The following is a 20,265-nucleotide window of genomic DNA, read 5'->3' as shown; positions in this document are numbered from 1 at the left end:
TGCGCTCGACCTGACGCGCGTCCACACGAACCTGCCGTAGTACGAATATGAACGCTCCCACTCCCACTGGTTTTCGCTGCGGCATGGTCGCAATCGTCGGCCGCCCGAACGTCGGCAAGTCGACGCTGATGAACGCGCTCGTCGGCCAGAAAGTCAGCATCACGTCGCGCAAGGCGCAGACGACCCGCCATCGCATCACGGGCATCAACACGATCGACGACGCGCAGTACGTGTTCGTCGACACCCCCGGCTTCCAGACGCGTCACAGCAGCGCGTTGAACCGCTCGCTGAATCGCGCGGTGACATCGACGCTGTCTTCCGTCGATGCCGTGCTGTTCGTGATCGAAGCCGGCCGCTTCGGCCCCGACGACCAGAAGGTGCTGGACCTGATCCCGAAATCCGCGCCGACGCTGCTCATCGCGAACAAGCTCGACCGCGTAAACGACAAGGATTCGCTGTTCCCGTTCATGCAGCAGATGAGCGCGCTGCGCGAGTTCAAGGAAATCGTGCCGCTGTCGGCGAAGAATCCCGACGACATCAAGCGCCTGCTGGCGACCGTCAAGCCGTATCTGCCCGAAGGCCAGCCGATCTACGGCGAAGACGATCTGACCGATCGCAGTGAGCGCTTCCTCGCCGCCGAAATCCTGCGCGAGAAAGTGTTCCGCTGGACAGGCGACGAACTGCCGTACACGAGCACGGTGCTGATCGACAAGTTCGAGACGGAAGGGCGCTTGCGCCGCATTTTCGCGACGATCCTCGTCGAGCGCGATATGCACAAGGCGATGATCATCGGCCAGAAGGGCGCGAAGCTGAAGCAGATCAGTACGGAAGCGCGCCTCGACATGGAGAAGCTGTTCGACGGCCCCGTGTATCTCGAGACGTTCATCAAGGTGAAGAGTGGCTGGGCCGACAATGAAGCCGGACTCCGCGCCTATGGTTACGAATGACGGCGCACCGGACACCCAATCTGACGCGTGGATGACGCCGCCGAACGAAACACAACCCGACGCCGATTCCGACGACGCCTCCGCTCACGACGAGCAGCCGGCTTCGTTCGCGCCGCCGCCCCGCGCAAAGCCGGCGCGTCCCGCACGTTCGACGAAACGCAGCGCATCGCGCCAGGACGGCGATGACTTCGGCGAAGGCGGCGATCACGCCGAAGCCGCGCTGCGCAAGACATCAGGCCGTCGTTCGACGTCGCGCGTGCCGCGTGCGCCAGCATCCGACTTCCGTATCTCCGAGCAGCCAGCGTTCGTGCTGCATAGCTATCCCTATCGCGAGACGAGCCTGATCGTCGACGTGCTGTCGCGCGATCACGGCCGCATTGCCCTCGTCGCGAAGGGCGCGAAGCGTCCGCATTCCGCGCTGCGCGGCGTGCTGCAGACATTCCAGCCGTTATCGCTTGCATGGTCCGGCAAGTCCGAGATGCGCACGCTGACGGGCGCCGAGTGGGTCGGCGGCATGTTGCCGCTCGCCGGCGACGCGCTGTTGTGCGGCTTCTACGTGAACGAATTGCTCGTCAAGTTTCTCGCGCGCGAAGATCCGCATCCGCAACTGTTCCATCACTACGTCGTCACGCTGACGCGCCTTGCGCACGACGAACCGCCCGTGCAGGTGCTGCGTTCGTTCGAGCGCGTGTTGCTGCGCGAAACCGGCTACGCGATGTCGCTCAATCGCACGGTGGCGCGCAAGGCCGTGGTGCCTGAAGGCCGCTACGTGTTCGATCCCGAGCGCGGCGTGCGCGAAGCATCCGACGAGCATCCTTCGAACTGGCCTGTGATCATCGGACAGACCTTGCTCGACATGGAGCAGGACGATTACCATCGAGCGCAGACCGTCGCGCAAAGCAAGACGCTGATGCGCTTTTTGCTCAACACCTATCTGGGCGGCACGCCGCTCGCGACCCGCCAGATCCTGATCGACCTGCAGAATCTATGAGCTTCTTTCTGACTTCTCCGACTGTGATCGACCTCGGCGTGAACATCGATCACGTCGCTACGCTGCGAAATGTGCGCGGCACGTCCTATCCCGATCCGATCCGCGCCGCGTTGCAGGCTGAAGAGGCGGGCGCCGACGCGATCACGCTGCATCTGCGCGAAGACCGCCGTCATATCGTCGATGCCGACGTGCGCGCGCTGCGCTCGCAACTGAAGACGCGCATGAACCTCGAATGCGCGGTGACGCAGGAAATGCTCGACATCGCATGCGAAGTGCAGCCGCACGACGTGTGTCTCGTGCCGGAAAAGCGCCAGGAACTCACGACGGAAGGCGGCCTCGACGTCGTCGGGCACTTCGAGGCGGTGCGTGCCGCCTGCAAGCAACTGGCTGACGCCGGCTCGCGCGTGTCGCTCTTCATCGATGCCGACGAAGCGCAGATTCGCGCCGCGCACGAAGCGGGCGCGCCCGTGATCGAATTGCACACGGGCGCTTACGCGGAAGTGCACGACGCGAGCGAACAGCAGCGCGAGTACGAGCGCATCGTACGCGGCGTCGAGTTCGGCGCGTCGCTGGGACTGAAGGTCAACGCGGGTCACGGCCTGCATTACACAAACGTCCAGCAGATTGCGGCGATCGAAGGCATCGTCGAACTGAACATCGGCCACGCGATCGTCGCGCATGCGATCTTCGCGGGCTGGGACAACGCTGTGCGCGAGATGAAGGCGATCATGGTCGCCGCGCGTCTCGCAGCGCGCGCCTGACGAAGCACGGCACACACAACGCACACAACGGATAGCGACGGTACACGTATGGCGATCTACGGGATTGGCACCGACGTCGTTCAGGTGAGCCGCGTCGCGGCGGTGATGGAGCGCACCAACGGACGCTTCGCCGAGAAAGTGCTCGGCCCCGATGAGCTGCGCATTTATCACGCGCGCAATGCACGCTCGCAGGTGCGTGGCCTCGCGTTTCTCGCGACGCGCTTCTCCGTCAAGGAAGCGTTCTCGAAAGCGATCGGACTCGGCATGCGCTGGCCGATGACGTGGCGCGCACTGCAGACGCTGAACGAACCGAGCGGCCGTCCGATGTGCGTCGCGTCGGGCGAACTCGCCGACTGGCTGGCCGAGCGCGGCATCACGTCGAAAGTGACTTTGTCCGATGAGCGCGATTACGCGGTTTCATTCGTGATCGCCGAGACTGCTGACCCCTCTGCCTGATTCTTTCGACGCGGCGCGAACACTGCGCCGCGTTCTTCCTTTTTCCTTCACGAACCCGATGAAACTGACTCCTGGCCCGGTGATGCTCGACGTCGTCGGCAAGACCTTGAACGCCGACGACGAGCGCCGCCTCGCACATCCGATGACCGGCGGCGTGATCCTGTTCGCGCGCCACTTCGAGAGCCGCACGCAACTCGTCGCGCTGACGGATGCGATCCGCAACATACGCGACGATCTGCTGATCGCCGTCGATCACGAAGGCGGCCGCGTGCAGCGCTTTCGCACCGACGGCTTCACGGTGTTGCCCGCAATGGGCAAGCTCGGCACGCTGTGGGACGACGACGTGCTGCGCGCGACCAAGGTGACGACGGCCGTCGGCTACGTGCTTGCGTCCGAGCTGCGCGCGTGCGGTATCGACATGAGCTTCACGCCCGTGCTCGATCTGAACTACGGCCATTCGCAGGTGATCGGCGACCGTGCATTCCATCGCGATCCGCGCGTCGTGACGATGCTCGCGAAGAGCCTCAATCACGGGCTCGCGCTTGCGGGCATGGCGAACTGCGGCAAGCATTTTCCGGGGCACGGGTTTGCGTCGGCGGATTCGCACGTCGCCGTGCCCGTCGACGAACGCACGCTCGACGAGATTCTTGGCGAAGACGTCACGCCGTACGACTGGCTCGGCTTGTCGCTTGCGTCGGTGCTGCCGGGGCATGTGATTTACCCGAAGGTCGACAGCAAGCCGGCGGGTTTCTCGCGCGTGTGGATTCAGGACATTCTGCGCACGAAGCTCGGCTTCGAGGGCGCGATTTTCAGCGACGATCTGTCGATGGAAGCCGCGCGCCAGGGCGGCACGCTGACGCAAGCCGCGACGGCCGCGCTCGAAGCGGGTATCGATATGGTGCTGATCTGCAATCAGCCCGACGAGGCGGGCAAGGTGCTCGACGCGCTGCGCTTTATGCCGTCGGAGGAATCGAGGCAGCGTCTCGAACGGATGCGGCCGCGCGGCGACGCGCTATCGTGGGCGCAACTGATGGACGAGCCGCAGTATCAGCAAGCGCAGGCGTTGTTGCGCGAGGCGTTCGCGGGCTGATCTTCACCTCGCGGTCGAAATAAAAAAGGACGGGTCCAATCGGAACCCGTCCTTTTTGTTTTTGTGACGCGCGACTTCAGTTCAGGCGCATGCGCTGCAGTTTGTTGTACAGCGTCTTCGGACTGATGCCGAGCAGCGACGCCGCGCGATGCCGCGTGCCGCCGACGGCGTCGAGCGTCGCGCGAATCAGCATTTCCTCGACATCGGCGAGCGGCGTGCCGACGGTGACCTGCACGCGGCCCCCGTTCAGATCGCGGCCGCCTGCGCCGTTGCCTTCGTCGGCGCGCAGCGTCTCCAGCACGTCGCCGGATGCGTGATACGCGCGCCGCACGCGGTCCTGCAACTCGCGCACATTGCCCGGCCATTCATACGCCAGACATTCGCGGACGAAATTCGGCCCGATCAGCTTGGTCGCATCCGCGACACCGCGCGCGTTGGCTTCATCGTTCAGTTCGTCGACAAGCGCCTGCGCGAAGAGAGCAGGGTCGTCGCCGCGCTCGCGCAGCGGCGGCAGCGACAGCGCGGCCGCTTCGAGGCGCAAGCCGAGATCCTGATGCAGCGTGCCTTCGGCGACGGCCGAGCGCGGTGCCTTGCGTGTCGATGCGATCAGCCGGAAATCGGTCGCCACCTGATTCGTGCCGCCGACCCGCATGAACGTCTGCGAATCGAGCGCGCTCAGCAGCGCTTCCTGCTGCGCGCGCGGCAGCATCGTGATCTCGTCGATGAAAAGCGTGCCGCCGCTCGCCTGTTCGAAGAGACCGGGCTCGCGTTGCTCCGCGCCGCCGAACGCGCCGCGTTCGTGGCCGAACAGCAGACTGTCGAGCGGCCGCCCGCCCGCGACGGCTTGAGCCGAGCGGCAGTCGAGCACGACGAACGGGCCTTTGCGGCGCCGGCTCATCTCGTGCAGCGTGCGCGCGGCGACTTCCTTGCCGGTGCCCGCTTCACCCGAAATCAGCACGGCCGCTTCTGTCGGCGCGACGTGCTCGATCGAATCGTAGATATGCTGGATCGCGCCGCTGCGACCGATCATCGGCCCAAAGCGGCCCATGCGGCGCAGCTTGGCGCGCAGCGTCTGTACTTCCTCGGTGAGTTCGTACGGACGCGGAATGCGCGCCAGCAGGCTGCGCAGGCGTGGAATGTTGACGGGCTTGAGCAGGTAGTCCCAGATGCCGTGGCGCAAGCCTTCGATCGCGCTTTCGACCGTCGCATTGCCCGTCATCACGATCACGGGCAACGCGCCGCCGGGCGGCTGCGCGGGCAGATGCTGGAGCAGGTCGAGCCCGCCGCCGTCGGGCAGATTCAGGTCGACCAGCACGACGTCGGGGATGAAGCGTGTCAGGGCTGCGCGTGCTTCGGAAAGCGTGATCGCGGTGTCGACGGAGAATCCGTCGGCGGCGAGAATCGCGGACAGGCCTGACAGGCTATTAGGATCGTCTTCGACAATCAGGGCATGTGGCATATCGAGCGCAACTGTTCAGATGGACGGATGCCCGACGCACGCGGCTCGCCGTAGGCGGCGCCGCACGCACGGACGCTTGATGAGTGAGCTTGAGCGGCCAATGCTCCCTCCCGGTAGGCGTGGCGGGCTGGACGCGACCCCGATCAGAAGGGCCGGTTGCTGTCGAAGAAACGGCGCACTTCGAGTTCCGCTTCGTCGCGGGTCTTGCCATAGCGCTCCTGGATCAGACCCGCCAGCTTGTCGGCGCGGCCTTCCGCCTTGGTCAGTTCGTCGTCCGTGAGTTCGCCCCACGCGGTTTTCGCCTTGCCGATCATCTGTTTCCACTTGCCTTCAGCGATATCGTTGTTCATGAAACCTCCCGTTTTCGAATGTACGAAAGCCTTATAGGCCTGAACTATTCGGTAAGCAGAAGGCGTGCCCAACCGGACTTTCTTGAAAACCGACGTGAGCGCGGGCTAAAAACACCGGCCGCGCGAGCCGACCTGGCAAAATTGCATGACTGGCCGGTAAAGTTTTCCACCACCATACACGGTCGCGAAAAAAAGAAAAAGCGCCCCGAAGGGCGCTTTTTAATTCAAAAACCCTGAGTTGACTCAGGGCTTAAGACGAATGCAGTGTGGCGCGATTCAAATTTATGCGCGGCTGCGATATTCGTTGGTACGCGTGTCGATTTCGATCTTGTCGCCGATGTTGCAGAAGAGCGGGACTTGCAGTTCGAAGCCGGTGTTCAGCTTGGCCGTCTTGAGCACCTTGCCCGACGACGTGTCGCCCTTGACAGCCGGTTCCGTGTAGATGATTTCGCGGACCAGCGTGGTCGGCAGTTCGACCGAGATCGCCTTCTCGTTGTAGAACACAACTTCGCAAGCCATGCCGTCTTCGAGGTAGTTCAGCGCGTCGCCCATCATTTCGGCTTCGACTTCGAACTGGTTGTAGTCCGCGTCCATGAACACGTACATCGGGTCGGCGAAGTACGAGTACGTGACTTCCTTGCGGTCCAGCAAGACGACGTCGAACTTGTCGTCCGCCTTGTACACGCTTTCCATGCCCGCGCCCGTCAGCAGGTTCTTGAACTTCATCTTGACGACGGCGGAGTTACGGCCCGACTTGTTGTATTCGGCCTTCTGCACGACCATCGCGTCGGTGCCGATCATCACCACGTTGCCGGTGCGGAGTTCTTGAGCGATCTTCATAAAACTGTCCTGTACGAAATAAGGTGCTTCAACTTTTGCTCAACGGCATACGGCGTAAGCGGGTTCGGCGCCCGGCGCGCGCTTGACATCTCGTTCAGCAACCTGAAGGCAGATCGAGCTGGAGTGCGCGGTGAGCGGGGCCGGTGCTTGCCGGAGTGGCGCCGATGTTCCCTGACGCCTTGTTCCGTGCTTCGTCCGTCTGCTTCTTTTACCCGAAGCGGGCGCGTACGCGTGTGGCACTGACTGACACAGCCGTGAAGGCAGACTTTCGATCCGCCGCCGGTCTGGCCGCCGTGCCGCGCTTGCGTCGTCGGCCGTTGGATAACCGCTTATTTTAACTGACTTTTTGCGAATTCGGCGAGATTTCCGGCGAGATCGCCGATCGACGCGAGTTCACGCGCCCAGTCGGCTGCGCGTGTATCTAGCAGCTGACGGTGGCGTTGCAGGTCGGCCCAGTCGGGCGTGCCGTTGCCGTTCCACGCATGCCAGAAACGGCCGAGCGCGGCGCGGGCGGCGGCGGGAAGGCCGTGCGCGTAGTGCGCGAGGGCGGCGTCGAGCTTCGGCAGATGGGCGTCATCGGCTTGCGGGTAGATGTGCCAGACAAACGGCCGTGCGGCCCATTGCGCGCGCACGAACGAATCCTCGCCGCGCACGAAATTGATGTCGCTCGCCCACAGCAGTTCGTCGTAGCCGGGCTGGTCGGTGAACGCGAGCGCGTGCGCGCGCAGGCTGCCGCGCGACGTATGCGTGCCCGCCGCGAACGACGGCAGGCCGAAAAACCGTGCAACGGCGCCCGAAATGCGGCCTTCGGGCACGAGCAGAACGATTTCGCGTTCGGCGTCGCGCCATTGCTCGAGCAGGCTGTCGACGGCAGGGTTCTCGTAGGCGAACAGCGAGACGACGGTGGCGTCCTTCGACGGCGGCGCGCTGCTTGTCTTCGCTCGCCACCAGGCGGCGCGCGCGTCGGGTGACGCTTCGAAGGCCGCGCGTCGCGTGTCGAGATCGCGCTCCTTCAGCACGCCGCCCGTGCCCTTGCCGAGCCCAGGGAAGAAGAACGTTTTGTTCAGCGCATGACGCGGATGCGGCGACGGCCGCAAATGGAAGTCCGCGACCCAGTCCTCGCCGCTCAGATACTCGAGGTTGAACCAGACGGGCACGCGCTCGCGCCGCGCCATCGCCTCGACGTACACGTGCGGCAACTCGCACGCGAACGCTTCGATCACGACGTCCGCGACCTGCAGCGTATCGCCCACGTGGGCCGGCTCGTGCCAGTGCTCGACGACGATGCCGTCCACCGTCTGCCGCGCGCTTTTCACATCGACGGATGCATTGAGCTTGTGAAACGCGTGCAGATCATCGACGAAGACGCGCACCTGCCAGTCATGCTCACCCGCGAGTTGTCGCGCAAGCCGCCAGCAGACGCCGATGTCGCCAAAGTTGTCGATCACCGCGCAGAAAATGTCGCATGCGATCGTCGACGGCTGCAACGCTTGAGGGGGAGCGGAAGACATGATGGCGGCGCCTGGGTTCGGGCGTGGGCGGAATGTTCTAAACTGGCGATTCTAGTGCGACACGCACGCTCGTGTCCGGGTAGCCCCAACGTAAGGGGCATCGACTAGCGGCAAAGGAGGCGTCTGTATGAGCCTAACCGGTCGCGAAGATACCACGCGGAGCATCGGGAAGGGGCGTGAGTCCCTCGACGCAACTGCTCAGAAGTGGGGTATCTCTTGTAGCGAAGCGAGAGCCGGTAGAGGTTTGCCGGGTCTCGTCCTTACGGGTCTCGGTAGAGCACATTCTCTGAGAGCTCGCATTGCATTGACCTGATTACCGTCAGGTTCCGCCCCGTCAGCGGCTTCACCTCCGCCGACAGGGTGGAGTGATGTATGCAATTCCTGCGCCGCCAGCGGCAATGGATTCGCGAACCGATACGAGCGAAAGCTCGGTGTGTCATTGTTTTGCCTCGCCTGCTGTCCGGGTGAGGAAGTGAACCTGCTGTACGACCAGCAGTAGCCTAGGAAGACATGCGTCACTGGCAACGGTGGGGTGTGAAGCTCTTCTGACAATGTAGCCCCCGGATGTTTCGGGCAGGCCTTTCCCGCGAGGGATTGGGTCTGGACACTCCTAGCAGCAAAGGGGTCGAGGAGCTAGGCTGGCTGATAGGGTTAACGTATGTGAACTGCTGATAAACCTCGTTACCAGTGAGGAGCCAAAGCTGCTTGAACATCGGGCTCTAACCAAAAGGTACGTGGCTGGTTAGTCCACTTAGAATTTGGGCTACGTCGTTGTCAAGCCACCGGGGGATAGGCAGAACCTACGTCAGTCGTGTGACATGCCGGGAACGTGGTAAGCCTGTATGGTTGCCAGCGCATTACGGCTGGCAGGCGAACCGCAAGGGACGCTGTTGATTGTGCAGGTATGGGAGGACGGAGAAAGCGAATGCCGGGCTGTAACGGTCCGGATAGGGGTTGAGACATTACCTCACGCGATAAGCGGGCAGACTTCCGTCTGGTCTACCGTCGCAAGACGGCTGACTACCCTCTGTAACTTGGTTAGATGCGGGCGCGCGCGCCCGTATTGAGGTGTTTGTCCGAGATGTGAGTGCATGCGCTCATATTGAGGTGTCTGTTGTTCCCCAGCGGGGTGTGTCTTCCCCGCTGGGGGAGATGCGCCTTCTGCCGGGGGTCTAATCCAAGGTAGGAGAGCAGCATGAAAGTATCTGGTCGAAAGACTGGATCTGCGCTTTCCCACGCGCTGGACAACTGGCACGCCGTAGATTGGCGTCGGGTTGAACGGAACGTGAGAGGGATGCAGATTCGAATTGCGAAGGCGACGCGGGAAGGCAAATGGCGCAGGGTGAAAGCCCTGCAACGGATGTTGACCCGCACGTTGTCCGCAAAGCTGCACGCGGTACGACGTGTTACGCAGAACCAGGGTGCGCGAACGGCCGGAGTCGATCGCGAACTGTGGGATTCGCCTGAAAGCCGGTGGGAAGCCGTCGGCAGGTTGAAGCGGCGCGGATACAAGCCTCTGCCATTACGGAGAGTCTTTATCCCCAAAGCCAATGGAAAGGAGCGCCCGCTGGGCATCCCGACCATGCGGGACAGGGCGATGCAGGCCCTGTATCTGCTGGCGTTGGAGCCGGTATCGGAATCGACGAGCGACCCGAACTCTTATGGGTTCAGGATAAACCGTTCGACGGCTGATGCTATGGGTCAGGTACGCGCTTGCACGTCCCGGAAGGATTCGTCCCGATGGGTACTGGAAGCGGATATCAAAGGCTGCTTTGACCACATCAACCACGATTGGCTGGAAAACCATGTCCCCATGGACAGGGAAATTCTCCGGAAGTGGTTGAAGGCTGGCCTGATTTACAAGGGTCAGCTACAGGCGACTGAGGCCGGTACGCCGCAGGGAGGGATCATCTCCCCGACGCTGGCGAATGTGACGCTGAATGGGCTGGAGCGTGAACTGGTTGCGCACCTCGGTGCGAAATTTGGGATCGTCAAAGCTAAGAAGTTGAAGGTCAATGTGGTGCGATACGCGGATGACTTCGTGATTACCGGTGACTCGAAAGAGATACTGGAAAGCGTGGTCAGGCCTTGGGTGGAAGCGTTCCTTGCGGTTCGGGGCCTGCAACTGTCTGAGGCGAAGACGCGCATCACCCACATTGATGAAGGCTTCGATTTCCTTGGGTGGAATTTCCGGAAGTACTCGGGAAAACTGCTCATCAAGCCGAGCAAGAAAAACGCGCAAGCGTTCTATCGCAAGGTGGCGGAAACGATCAGCGGCAACAAAACGGCAAAGCAGGGGGATCTAATTCAACTGCTGAACCCGATGTTGCGCGGATGGGCGCAGTATCACCGTCCGGTCTCGGCCAAGCAGACGTACAGCCGCATGGAGCATCTGATTTTTCGGAAGCTCTGGCGGTGGTCGAAGCGGAGGCACCCGCAAAAGAGCGCTGTGTGGGTGAAACAGAAGTACTTTCACTCTATCGGTGCCCGGCACTGGGTGTTTGCGGTTCGTACGGTACGCGAAGACGGTAGTTGGGGGCTGAATGAGCTATACCAGCTTAGTGGTATGGCTATCAAACGGCACACGAGGATCAAGGGCGAGTTCAATCCTTTTGATCCGACATGGGAGCAATATGGCGAAACCCTGCGGCAGGGGCGCATGTGGGAACAAATGCGCTACCGAAAGCAGTGGGCGACGCTGTATATGTCACAAGGCGGGCTATGCGCGCATTGTGGCTGTGCGCTAACGGACGACACGGGCTGGCACGATCATCATCTGGAATTTCGGATGCATGGTGGTACCGACGCGCTGTCCAACCGGGTGCTGCTCCACCCGCACTGCCACCAGCAAGTGCACGCTGGTAAGCTGGTTGTAACTAAGCCGGTTCTGTTGTAGACAGAACTTTGTTTGTAGATTTGAGCCGTATGCGGGGAAACTCGCACGTACGGTTCTCGGGGGGCCCGGCTTTCGCAAGAAAGTCGGGCTACCCGACAAGCACATCACCCACATGACGCGCCGTGCGTACGCGGCGCCCAATCCGATTCTGCATGACCCGATCCGATCCCTCTCCCGCAGCCGGTTCCGCCGCGAAGCCCGGCGTGCCCGAAGCCGTCGCCGAAGACTTCGACCCGAAGAAGGTGTTGCGCCAGTTGCCGCACATGCCGGGCGTCTATCGCTATTACGATGCGCAGGGCACGGTGTTGTACGTGGGCAAGGCGCGCGACCTGAAGAAACGCGTGTCGAGTTACTTCACGAAGACGCTGCTGTCGCCGCGCATCGCAATGATGGTCACGCGGATCGCGAAGATCGAGACGACGGTCACGCGTTCCGAAGCCGAAGCGCTGTTGCTGGAGAACAATCTGATCAAGGCTTTGGCGCCGCGATACAACATCCTGTTTCGCGACGACAAGTCATATCCGTATCTGAAGCTGACGGGTCATCAGTTCCCGCGCATGGCGTATTACCGTGGTTCGGTCGACAAGAAGAACCAGTACTTCGGACCGTTCCCGAGCGCGTGGGCGGTGCGTGAGAGCATTCAGATCCTGCAGCGCGTGTTCCAGTTGCGCACTTGCGAAGACTCCGTGTTCAACAACCGCACGCGGCCATGTCTGCTGCATCAGATCGGACGGTGCACGGCCCCGTGCGTTGCCGCGATCAGCGAAGAAGATTACGCACGCGATGTGTCGAACGCGTCGCGCTTCTTGCTCGGACGGCAGTCGGAAGTGATGAACGAACTCGAGCAGAAGATGCACGCTTTCGCCAGCGAACTGAAGTTCGAGCAGGCAGCGGCTGTGCGCAATCAGATGAGTTCGCTGTCGACGGTGCTGCATCAACAGGCCATCGAAGTGGGCGGCGAGAGCGACGTCGATATTCTGGCCGTCGTCGCGCTTGGCGGGCGCGTGTGCGTGAACCTCGCGATGGTGCGCGGCGGCCGGCATCTCGGTGACAAGGCGTATTTCCCGACGCATGTCGAAAGCGCGTTGACAGCGGAAGAGGGCGGTTTCGACGATGGCGATGAAATCGTGCGGGCTGAGCCTGCGACAGTGATCGATGTCGAAGCGGAGCTGGGCGAGGAGTCTGATGAAGTCGTCAGTGTCGACGAAGACTTGCCGGAGGAAAGCAGCGAAGAACCCGAAGTCGCTACTGGCGCAGACGCAGACGCCGACACCGGCAAGAAGCCGCGCCGCACGCCCGGCATCGAATCGGAAGTGCTCGAAGCGTTTATTGCACAGCATTATCTGGGCAATCGCGTGCCGCCCGTGCTCGTGGTCAGCCACGCGCCCGCGAGCCGCGAACTCGTCGATCTGCTGATCGAGCAGGCTGGGCACAAGGTCACGCTGTTGCGCCAGCCGCAAGGCCAGAAGCGCGCCTGGCTCGCGATGGCCGAGCAGAACGCGAAGATCGCGCTCGCGCGGCTGTTGTCGGAGCAAGGTTCGCAGCAATCGCGTACGCGCGCGCTCACCGACACGTTGTCGCTCGAATGCGAAGACCTCGCGCATCTGCGCATCGAATGCTTCGACATCAGCCATACGATGGGCGAAGCGACGCAGGCGTCGTGCGTCGTTTATCACCATCACAAGATGCAGTCGTCCGAGTACCGGCGTTACAACATCACGGGTATCACGCCCGGCGACGACTACGCGGCGATGCGTCAGGTGCTCACGCGCCGCTACGAGAAGATGGTCGCGCAGGCCGCGGCGAACGCGAACGACGAAGCGGCCGAGCTGCAACCTGAAGCCGCCGCCGATCCGGCCGTCGCGCCGGAAGGCGCGGAACCCGTTGCCGCGGGCGGGCTGTTGCCGAACATCGTGCTGATCGACGGCGGCAAAGGGCAGGTCGAGATCGCGCGCCAGGTATTCAACGAACTCGGGCTGGACCTCGGCATGCTGGTCGGCGTCGCGAAGGGCGAAGGGCGTAAGGTTGGCCTCGAGACGCTCGTATTCGCGGACGGCCGGTCGGCGCTCGAACTCGGCAAGGAAAGCGCGGCGCTGATGCTGGTCGCGCAGATCCGCGACGAAGCGCACCGTTTCGCGATCACGGGTATGCGCGCGAAGCGCGGCAAGACGCGCCAGACGTCGCGGCTCGAGGAACTGGAAGGTGTCGGCGCGAAGCGGCGTCAGCGGCTGCTGGCGCGCTTTGGCGGCTTGCGCGGCGTGGTGGCGGCGAGTATCGACGATCTCGCGAGCGTCGAGGGCATTTCGCTCGCGCTCGCCGAGCAGATTTATCGTCAGTTGCATTGAACGTGTCAGCGTCCACGTATGCCGCTGCGCCATGCGCCCGGGCCTTGCTTGTGGCTCGCCCGGTGAAGCGGCACAATTGCATCTCTTATCTCAGAACGTAGCGCCTGCCCATGCCGTTTAATTTCCCGATCTTCCTGACGTGGCTGCGGATAGTGTTGATTCCGCTCGTCGTGGGCGTGTTCTATTTGCCGGACATGATGCTGAGTCCGGCGCACCGCAATCTGGCCGCGGCGACGATTTTCATCCTCGCCGCGCTGACCGACTGGTTCGACGGCTTTCTCGCGCGTAAGTGGAACCAGACGTCCGCGTTCGGCGCGTTCCTCGATCCCGTCGCCGACAAGCTGATGGTGACAGCCGCCTTGCTCGTGCTCGTACAGTTGTCGCGTCTGGATTCGGCGATCGCGCTTGTGATCGTCGGCCGCGAAATTGCGATTTCGGCGCTGCGCGAATGGATGGCGCAGATCGGCGCGTCGAAGAGCGTCGCAGTGAACTCACTCGGCAAGTTCAAGACGGCCTGCCAGATGACCGCGATCCCGATGCTGCTGTTCTATGGTCCGCTATCGCTCGGTGTGTTTTCGATCGACACGCGCGTGTGGGGTTTGTGGCTCATCTATCTCGCCGCGTTCCTCACGATCTGGTCGATGCTGTACTACATGAAGCTTGCGTGGCCGCAGATTCGCGAGCGCGGTGGTATGGCGTGACGTAGTGGTTGAGACGTCGCGGCATCAGCGCGATGCATCAGTAGAATTTTCAATCTCTCGTACAAAAAGAGTTGACACGATTCGGCGGCTTCTACATAATCTCGTTTCTCCGGTGCACGCGCTACTAAACAGCGCGAAACACTAGGAAGCAGTAGAAGGAAAACGCGGGAGTAGCTCAGTTGGTAGAGCGCAACCTTGCCAAGGTTGAGGTCGCGAGTTCGAGACTCGTCTCCCGCTCCAGATTTTGAAGCAGCGTTTTGCGGCAAGCAGTCAGCAGGGCGTTGTAAAGCAGTAAAGCGCAGGTTCATGCGGGAGTAGCTCAGTTGGTAGAGCGCAACCTTGCCAAGGTTGAGGTCGCGAGTTCGAGACTCGTCTCCCGCTCCACACATAGGGGGAAGCCAAGCTTCCCTTTTTGTTTGATGCTTCAGTAGAAGCATCAAACGCAGGTGGCCCTGATGTCGTGTTTTTCAGGTCATCGCACAAAATCTGCGAGCCGTTGCAACTGCAACAAAGTACGGTTCGGTAGTCCGCTTTCGGCGCGATAGCAAAGCGGTTATGCAGCGGCCTGCAAAGCCGTTTAGACCGGTTCGACTCCGGTTCGCGCCTCCAGAAGCAAAGAAAAGCCCCGAGATTTCGGGGCTTTTCTTTTTTCAGCGCGGGGTTTCGCGCCAAGGCAACGTCACGACCGGGCAGCAACGTATGCAAAGCAAAGAGACTTCTCCTATCGAATGGCGCTGGAAGGCTTTCGACGATCTGACGAACGTCGAGGTCTACGACATGCTCGCCGCTCGCGCAGCCGTTTTCGTGATCGAGCAGAACTGCCTGTATGGCGATGTCGATGGACTCGATATCGACGCGTGGCATCTGTTCGCGTACGGCGCGCAGCCGTCCGGCGCGCGCGCGAAACTGGCCGGCTATTTGCGCGTGCTGCTGCCTGATAACGACGACGCTGACATTCGCATCGGCCGCGTGCTGACGACGGCCGATTTCCGCGGACAAGGCCTCGGCAGTGCGATGCTCGAAGCGGTGCTCGGGCATATCCATGCGCAGTGGCCCGGCACGCCCATACGTCTGCATGCGCAGGCGCATCTGCAGCCATTCTATGGCGCGTTCGGCTTCGAGCCGATTTCAGACGTGCACGAAGAGGACGGTATCCCGCATATCTGGATGCGTTCTGCGTGACGCTTGCAGCGTCTCAGTACGGATCAACGGTTAGCGTGCGCGACAATGTGCGTGCCGGCAGACGCTGGCACATGCCGTTCATCACGCAGGCGCGCTCGCGCCGACAGTCTCATCCAGTGACGCAGCGCGAGCACGGCACCGATCACGCTCATCATCGAACCTGGAATCCATAGCAACAGTCCGCCGATCTGCTGATCGCGCATCGGACTGAGCCATGTGAACGCGCGCCCGCAGATCGAATAGACGGGATAGAGCTCGCGTGGCGAAAAGAAGATGAACGCGCCGAGCATGATCTGCGGCGGAATCGCGGCGACGACCAACAGCACGCGTTTGCCGGGCGACAGCCGCGCAGGCGGCGCGGGCCGCGCATCGAGCACGAGCCACCAGAACATCAACCCGTCGATCACCATGCTCCAGTTCATCACGCGATACAGCCGCCAGTCGAGCATCGCGACGAAGTGAATCGGCGAGAGCAGCCAGAAATAGATCAGTCCAACGAACAGAACGACGGCGACAACGGGATGAAACAGAACATCGAGCGTCGCGCGCACCCAGCGCATCTGTAGCGCGGGCCGCACGTAGCGTTGCCGCCACGCGAATGGAATGCCCGCGCGCAGCGCAGCGCCGCGCCGGGATAGGACAGTGCGATGAAGAACGGCCCGAGATGATGCAGCACCAGATGCTGCGCGCGATGCATGAAGAACTCATGCTCGAAGAAATAGTCGAGCCGCGTATGCAGCGCGACATAGAGCGCGGCCAGCCCGAACCAGAACGACACCTGCCGCGCCACCGACACCTTCGCCTTGCGCACGCCGCGCGCGAACAGCAGCGCGGCGAGCAGCATCACGATTACGACAGTCGGCGACGGCTCCCAGGGTTCGAGCCAGTAGAGCAAAGTCATCGCGGGTTCGTCACCCGCCGTTACTTGGTCTGCGAAGGCGACTTGACGGCGAACGGCGCATCGAGCGTTTCGCCGTCGGAGAACTGCAGCTTCAGATGCACCGTGTCGCCCGGCGCGATCTTATGCTTCGCTTCTTCGAGCATCACGTGATAGCCGCCCGGCGCAATCGACGCCTGGCCGTGCGCGGGTACCGTCAACTTGTCGACCATCACCATCTTTTGCGTCGAACCGTTCGACACCGTCTGATGCAGCATCGCGCTGCCGTAATCGGCGCTCGACACGTCGACGAGATCGATCGCCTTGTCGCTCGAGTTGGTCAGCGTGACGTACGCGGCGGCGGGCAGATTGTTCGGCAGCCAGCGGACCCATGCGTTCTGCACGGCGATGGCCTGCTTGCTGTCGGCAGCGTGCGCGGCGATGCTGCCCGTGGCGACGAACGCGAAAGCGGCTGCGCAAACCAGCGTGTGGACCCTCGAAAGCGTTTTGATTTGTTGTGTCATGGCGAACCTGTGAGAAATCAGGATTGGTCTTCAATGATACGGCGCACGTCTCGCGCGATGACGTCGGGCGAGTCGTGGTCCGTGGCGAGCAGGCGCGCGCGATTGCGTGCGTCGAAGATGTAGACCGCCGAGCTGTGCGTCACCTCGTAATTGCCGTTCGGGTCGCGCTTTTCCATCTGATACGCGACGCGGTAATGCCTTGCCATCTGCTCGATCTGTGTATCCGTGCCCGTCAGGCCGAACGCGTGCTGCGAATCGAATGCGCCGACGTAGTCGTGCAACGCGCTGGGTGTGTCGCGCGCGGGATCGACGCTGACGAACAGGATGCGAACATTCTGCGCGTCCCGCCCGAGCTTGCCGATGACCTGCATCAGACGCCCCATCGTTTCCGGGCAGACATCGGGGCAATGCGTATAGCCGAAGTAGACGAGCGATACGCGTCCCTTGAGCGTATCGGCCGCGACGGGCCGGCCGTCGTCGCCTGTCAGCGTGAAATCGAGGTCGGGCAGATGTCCGCTCACGTCCGTCAACTGCCACGGTTCGCCTTGATGCGAACATCCCGCGCTGCTGAGCGCTGCGCACAGCGCGACGCTCAACGCCGCCACGCGCATTGACGTAGAAGCGTGCGGAGCGAGGAAGCGGGAGATGGACACCAGTGCTTTCGGGAACAAAGGCAGTTTCGACGACTCGATTCAGAACAGGGCGCAAACGGAACGCAACCGGCGCTCCGCGATTGGCATGACTCGATGGCGGTCCATGCTATTCCATGTCCACGGCGCACTCCGTTGCGACTCTATCGCAATTTCAGACGCGTCGTTGTACCGTGGCTCTGTGAGGGAAAAAGCGAGTCAATATGCCGCAGCGCGGTGAAAGGCGGCTGTAGCCGGATCGTGCGGAGTTTGCAGTCCGTTCGTTGGCGCGACAGCCCGGAACGCCCGTCCACGCGGCACGAAAACTTACTTTCTCGAAAAAACGATCGATGCGCGGTAAGATGCGCACACTTTTCCGGCTGCAAGCGGCTGAGAGGCAACGTACACCGATGCAAGCACTTCCGGCTTTTCTGTCTCCGACGGAGACGGCATTTTTCTTCGATTTCGACGGCACGCTCGTCGATCTCGCACCGACGCCCGACGGCGTGCTGGTCCAACCCGAGGTGATCTCCTTGCTCACCGAACTCCGGCGTCTGACGAACGGCGCGGTGGCGATCGTGTCGGGACGCGGGATCGACAGCATCGACCAGTTTCTCTGCATGCCCGATATGCCCATCGCCGGACTGCACGGCGCCGAGCGGCGCGACGCGAACGGCGACACGCAGCGTATCGGTTTCAACGACGACCGTCTGCTGCGCATGGAGCAGGTGCTTGCTCAAGTCGTCAACGCCAATCCCGGAACGCTGCTTGAAATCAAGGGCGCCGCGCTCGCGCTGCACTATCGCAACGCGCCCGATCGCGAACCGGTGGCGCGCGAAGCGACGACCCGTCTGGTCGCCGAGTACCCGGGCGCTTATGTACTGCAGCCGGGCAAGATGGTCTATGAAATCAAGCCGAAGGACGTCGACAAAGGCCGCGCGCTGCGCGCCTTTCTGGACGAGCCGCCGTTCACGGGCCGCACGCCCGTGTTTGCGGGCGACGATCTGACTGACGAGAAGGGCTTCGTAGTCGTCAACGAAAAGGGCGGTCTGTCGATCAAGGTCGGCGGCGGCGATACGATCGCGCGCTCGCGCATCGGCTCTGTCAGCGCGCTGCTTGCGTGGCTGTCGGAAATCGTCGCGGCGGCGCGCAACGCATGATGACATCCGTTCATCCGCGCCTCGCTCCTGTTCAGCACGGAAACTTCGCGTCATGAGCCGACTGATTATCGTATCGAACCGCGTCGCGCCAATTTCGGAGGGTGGCCCCGCGGCGGGCGGCCTGGCCGTCGGCGTCTACGACGCGTTGAAGGAAACGGGCGGCATGTGGTTCGGGTGGAGCGGCGACGTGCTCGGCAGCGGCCAACCGCAGATCAAGCTCGAAGAGCGCGGCCCGGTGACGTTCGCGACCATCGGCCTCGTGCGGCGCGATTACGACCAGTATTACCGCGGCTTCTCGAACGCGACGCTGTGGCCCGCGTTTCATTACCGGCCCGATCTGCTGCAGTATGACCGGCACGATTTCGAGGGCTATTGCCGCGTGAACACGTGGCTCGCGCAAAAGCTGGTGCCGCTGCTGCGCGACGACGACGTCATTTGGGTCCACGACTACCATCTGATTCCGTTCGCGCAGGCGCTGCGCGCGGCGGGCGTGAAGAACCGCATCGGCTTCTTCCTGCACATTCCGTTTCCGGCGGCGCAGGTGCTGCTCGCCGTGCCGCCGCATCGCGCGCTGGTCGAGGCGCTGTGTTCGTTCGATCTGCTCGGCTTCCAGACCGGGCCCGATCTGCGCGCGTTCTGCGATTACATCGTCAACGAGGCGGACGGTTCCGTCGAAGCCTCGGCGCAAGGGCCCACGGTGGTGCACGGGTTCGGCCGCACACTGCGCGCGGCGGCCTATCCGATCGGCGTGTATCCCGACGAGATCGCCGAGCTGGCGAAAGCGGGCGAGGGCGACAAGCCGGTGCGCACTATCGAAGCGACGCTGCACGCGCGCAAGCTGATCATGAGCGTCGACCGGCTCGATTATTCGAAGGGACTGGTCGAGCGGTTTCGCGCGTTCGAGCGGCTGCTCGAGCATTCGCCTTCGTATCGCGACAAGGTGTCATTCCTGCAGATCGCGCCGCCGACGCGTTCCGATCTGCACGCGTACCAGGAAATCCGCTTGCAGCTCGAAGGCGAGTCGGGGCGCATCAACGGCCGCTTTGCGGAGCTCGACTGGACGCCTATCCGCTATATCCATCGACAGTACGAACGGCCCGTGCTCGCAGCGCTGTTTCGCACTGCGCATGTCGGCTACGTGACGCCGTTGCGCGACGGCATGAATCTCGTCGCGAAAGAGTATGTGTCGGCGCAAGATCCGGAAGATCCCGGCGTGCTGGTGCTGTCGCGTTTCGCGGGCGCCGCGCAGGAGCTGACGGGCGCGCTGATCGTCAATCCCGTCGATATCGACGGCATGGCCGATGCGCTCGGCACGGCGCTTTCGATGCCGCTTGCCGAACGCAAGGCGCGCTACGACGACATGATGGTGCAGCTGCGCGAGAACAACGTGTCCGTGTGGCGCGACAACTTCATGCGCGACCTGCAACAGATGCCGAGCGCGCAACCGGTGGTGAGCGAAGCCGCTGAGGGTTGATCTCTTTCTCGCTGTCACACCAATAGAAAAAGCCGCTTCATCGAAGCGGCTTTTTTCATCGCGCGTCAGTTC

At 62.4% G+C, this 20,265-nt stretch carries 17 protein-coding genes, 3 tRNA genes and 1 pseudogene; 14 read left to right on the top strand and 7 right to left on the bottom strand.

Translation table 11 applies throughout. From position 1 onward, the window contains the following. Positions 1–47: 47 nt before the first annotated feature. Genes era through nagZ form a run of 5 tightly spaced genes read left to right on the top strand, consistent with a single transcriptional unit; the run spans position 48 to position 4,245 of the window. Positions 48–947, top strand: a complete 900-nt coding sequence (era, locus tag SB822_RS19890; protein WP_009770784.1) for a GTPase Era — start codon at positions 48–50, stop codon at positions 945–947. Continuing rightward, positions 934–1,938, top strand: coding sequence for a DNA repair protein RecO (gene recO / locus SB822_RS19885; protein WP_090835768.1), 1,005 nt, complete (start codon positions 934–936; stop codon positions 1,936–1,938). Before era ends, recO begins: the two co-directional genes overlap by 14 nt. Beyond that, complete coding sequence (pdxJ, locus tag SB822_RS19880; RefSeq protein WP_007741074.1) at positions 1,935–2,699, top strand: pyridoxine 5'-phosphate synthase; 765 nt, start codon at positions 1,935–1,937, stop codon at positions 2,697–2,699. Before recO ends, pdxJ begins: the two co-directional genes overlap by 4 nt. 48 nt (positions 2,700–2,747) lie before the next feature. Further along, positions 2,748–3,155, top strand: a complete 408-nt coding sequence (gene acpS / locus SB822_RS19875; RefSeq protein ID WP_079500000.1) for a holo-ACP synthase — start codon at positions 2,748–2,750, stop codon at positions 3,153–3,155. A 58-nt stretch (positions 3,156–3,213) separates the two neighbouring features. Then, positions 3,214–4,245 (top strand): beta-N-acetylhexosaminidase, encoded by a 1,032-nt coding sequence (gene nagZ / locus SB822_RS19870; protein ID WP_090835767.1) that lies wholly within the window; start codon positions 3,214–3,216, stop codon positions 4,243–4,245. A 76-nt stretch (positions 4,246–4,321) separates the two neighbouring features. On the opposite strand, the gene SB822_RS19865 is transcribed toward nagZ, so the two are convergent. The 4 genes from SB822_RS19865 to earP form a co-directional block, all read right to left on the bottom strand. Continuing rightward, positions 4,322–5,704, bottom strand: a complete 1,383-nt coding sequence (locus tag SB822_RS19865) for a sigma-54-dependent transcriptional regulator (protein WP_090835766.1) — start codon at positions 5,702–5,704, stop codon at positions 4,322–4,324. 143 nt (positions 5,705–5,847) lie between these two features. After that, on the bottom strand, positions 5,848–6,054 hold the full coding sequence (locus SB822_RS19860) for a CsbD family protein (RefSeq protein WP_007741080.1): 207 nt from the start codon (positions 6,052–6,054) through the stop codon (positions 5,848–5,850). A 282-nt stretch (positions 6,055–6,336) separates the two neighbouring features. Beyond that, complete coding sequence (gene efp / locus SB822_RS19855; RefSeq protein WP_007741081.1) at positions 6,337–6,894, bottom strand: elongation factor P; 558 nt, start codon at positions 6,892–6,894, stop codon at positions 6,337–6,339. Between the two features lie 329 nt (positions 6,895–7,223). Further along, entirely contained in the window at positions 7,224–8,405 is a 1,182-nt protein-coding gene (earP, locus tag SB822_RS19850; RefSeq protein ID WP_090835765.1) for an elongation factor P maturation arginine rhamnosyltransferase EarP, read from the bottom strand. A 1,195-nt stretch (positions 8,406–9,600) separates the two neighbouring features. On the opposite strand from earP, the gene ltrA reads away from it, so the two are divergent. The 7 genes from ltrA to SB822_RS19815 all read left to right on the top strand — a co-directional run bounded on the left by ltrA (position 9,601) and on the right by SB822_RS19815 (position 15,529). Further along, positions 9,601–11,301: a group II intron reverse transcriptase/maturase gene (gene ltrA / locus SB822_RS19845; protein WP_062915167.1), complete on the top strand. Its 1,701-nt coding sequence runs from the start codon at positions 9,601–9,603 to the stop codon at positions 11,299–11,301. Between the two features lie 152 nt (positions 11,302–11,453). After that, a complete protein-coding gene (gene uvrC / locus SB822_RS19840; protein ID WP_090835763.1) occupies positions 11,454–13,646 on the top strand; it encodes an excinuclease ABC subunit UvrC in 2,193 nt (730 codons plus the stop codon). Positions 13,647–13,756: 110 nt separating this feature from the next. After that, complete coding sequence (gene pgsA / locus SB822_RS19835; protein ID WP_007741090.1) at positions 13,757–14,347, top strand: CDP-diacylglycerol--glycerol-3-phosphate 3-phosphatidyltransferase; 591 nt, start codon at positions 13,757–13,759, stop codon at positions 14,345–14,347. A gap of 164 nt (positions 14,348–14,511) precedes the next feature. Next, positions 14,512–14,587, top strand: a tRNA-Gly gene (locus SB822_RS19830). Positions 14,588–14,655: 68 nt separating this feature from the next. Then, positions 14,656–14,731, top strand: a tRNA-Gly gene (locus SB822_RS19825). A gap of 151 nt (positions 14,732–14,882) precedes the next feature. Next, positions 14,883–14,956, top strand: a tRNA-Cys gene (locus SB822_RS19820). A 90-nt stretch (positions 14,957–15,046) separates the two neighbouring features. Beyond that, positions 15,047–15,529 (top strand): GNAT family N-acetyltransferase, encoded by a 483-nt coding sequence (locus tag SB822_RS19815; RefSeq protein ID WP_090835762.1) that lies wholly within the window; start codon positions 15,047–15,049, stop codon positions 15,527–15,529. 23 nt (positions 15,530–15,552) lie between these two features. Here the strand turns inward: SB822_RS19815 and SB822_RS19810 are convergent. The 3 genes and pseudogenes from SB822_RS19810 to SB822_RS19800 all read right to left on the bottom strand — a co-directional run bounded on the left by SB822_RS19810 (position 15,553) and on the right by SB822_RS19800 (position 17,541). Beyond that, positions 15,553–16,430, bottom strand: a pseudogene (locus SB822_RS19810) (cytochrome c oxidase assembly protein). A 20-nt stretch (positions 16,431–16,450) separates the two neighbouring features. After that, entirely contained in the window at positions 16,451–16,930 is a 480-nt protein-coding gene (locus tag SB822_RS19805) for a copper chaperone PCu(A)C (protein ID WP_007741099.1), read from the bottom strand. A gap of 17 nt (positions 16,931–16,947) precedes the next feature. Continuing rightward, positions 16,948–17,541: an SCO family protein gene (locus SB822_RS19800; protein ID WP_090835761.1), complete on the bottom strand. Its 594-nt coding sequence runs from the start codon at positions 17,539–17,541 to the stop codon at positions 16,948–16,950. A 428-nt stretch (positions 17,542–17,969) separates the two neighbouring features. Here SB822_RS19800 and otsB point away from each other — a divergent pair, with 428 nt between their 5' ends. Beyond that, positions 17,970–18,719: a trehalose-phosphatase gene (otsB, locus tag SB822_RS19795; protein WP_007741102.1), complete on the top strand. Its 750-nt coding sequence runs from the start codon at positions 17,970–17,972 to the stop codon at positions 18,717–18,719. 52 nt (positions 18,720–18,771) lie between these two features. Then, a complete protein-coding gene (gene otsA, locus SB822_RS19790; protein ID WP_090835760.1) occupies positions 18,772–20,193 on the top strand; it encodes an alpha,alpha-trehalose-phosphate synthase (UDP-forming) in 1,422 nt (473 codons plus the stop codon). Positions 20,194–20,265 lie beyond the last annotated feature (72 nt).

Source organism: Paraburkholderia sp. SIMBA_054, from assembly GCF_046534875.1.
GTDB classification, from domain to species: Bacteria; Pseudomonadota; Gammaproteobacteria; order Burkholderiales; family Burkholderiaceae; genus Paraburkholderia; species Paraburkholderia hospita.
The sequence above is the reverse complement of the archived record's forward strand: the minus strand, read 5'-3'. Positions and strand labels throughout refer to the sequence as shown.

Coding starts and splice junctions, on each gene's coding strand:
- acpS (WP_079500000.1), top strand. CDS start 2,748: ATGGCGATCTACGGGATTGGCACCGACGTCGTTCAGGTGAGCCGCGTC.
- SB822_RS19815 (WP_090835762.1), top strand. CDS start 15,047: ATGCAAAGCAAAGAGACTTCTCCTATCGAATGGCGCTGGAAGGCTTTC.
- SB822_RS19805 (WP_007741099.1), bottom strand. CDS start 16,930: ATGACACAACAAATCAAAACGCTTTCGAGGGTCCACACGCTGGTTTGC.
- nagZ (WP_090835767.1), top strand. CDS start 3,214: ATGAAACTGACTCCTGGCCCGGTGATGCTCGACGTCGTCGGCAAGACC.
- SB822_RS19865 (WP_090835766.1), bottom strand. CDS start 5,704: ATGCCACATGCCCTGATTGTCGAAGACGATCCTAATAGCCTGTCAGGC.
- uvrC (WP_090835763.1), top strand. CDS start 11,454: ATGACCCGATCCGATCCCTCTCCCGCAGCCGGTTCCGCCGCGAAGCCC.
- recO (WP_090835768.1), top strand. CDS start 934: ATGGTTACGAATGACGGCGCACCGGACACCCAATCTGACGCGTGGATG.
- earP (WP_090835765.1), bottom strand. CDS start 8,405: ATGTCTTCCGCTCCCCCTCAAGCGTTGCAGCCGTCGACGATCGCATGC.
- SB822_RS19860 (WP_007741080.1), bottom strand. CDS start 6,054: ATGAACAACGATATCGCTGAAGGCAAGTGGAAACAGATGATCGGCAAG.
- otsA (WP_090835760.1), top strand. CDS start 18,772: ATGAGCCGACTGATTATCGTATCGAACCGCGTCGCGCCAATTTCGGAG.
- era (WP_009770784.1), top strand. CDS start 48: ATGAACGCTCCCACTCCCACTGGTTTTCGCTGCGGCATGGTCGCAATC.
- pdxJ (WP_007741074.1), top strand. CDS start 1,935: ATGAGCTTCTTTCTGACTTCTCCGACTGTGATCGACCTCGGCGTGAAC.
- ltrA (WP_062915167.1), top strand. CDS start 9,601: ATGAAAGTATCTGGTCGAAAGACTGGATCTGCGCTTTCCCACGCGCTG.
- efp (WP_007741081.1), bottom strand. CDS start 6,894: ATGAAGATCGCTCAAGAACTCCGCACCGGCAACGTGGTGATGATCGGC.
- pgsA (WP_007741090.1), top strand. CDS start 13,757: ATGCCGTTTAATTTCCCGATCTTCCTGACGTGGCTGCGGATAGTGTTG.
- otsB (WP_007741102.1), top strand. CDS start 17,970: ATGCAAGCACTTCCGGCTTTTCTGTCTCCGACGGAGACGGCATTTTTC.
- SB822_RS19800 (WP_090835761.1), bottom strand. CDS start 17,541: ATGCGCGTGGCGGCGTTGAGCGTCGCGCTGTGCGCAGCGCTCAGCAGC.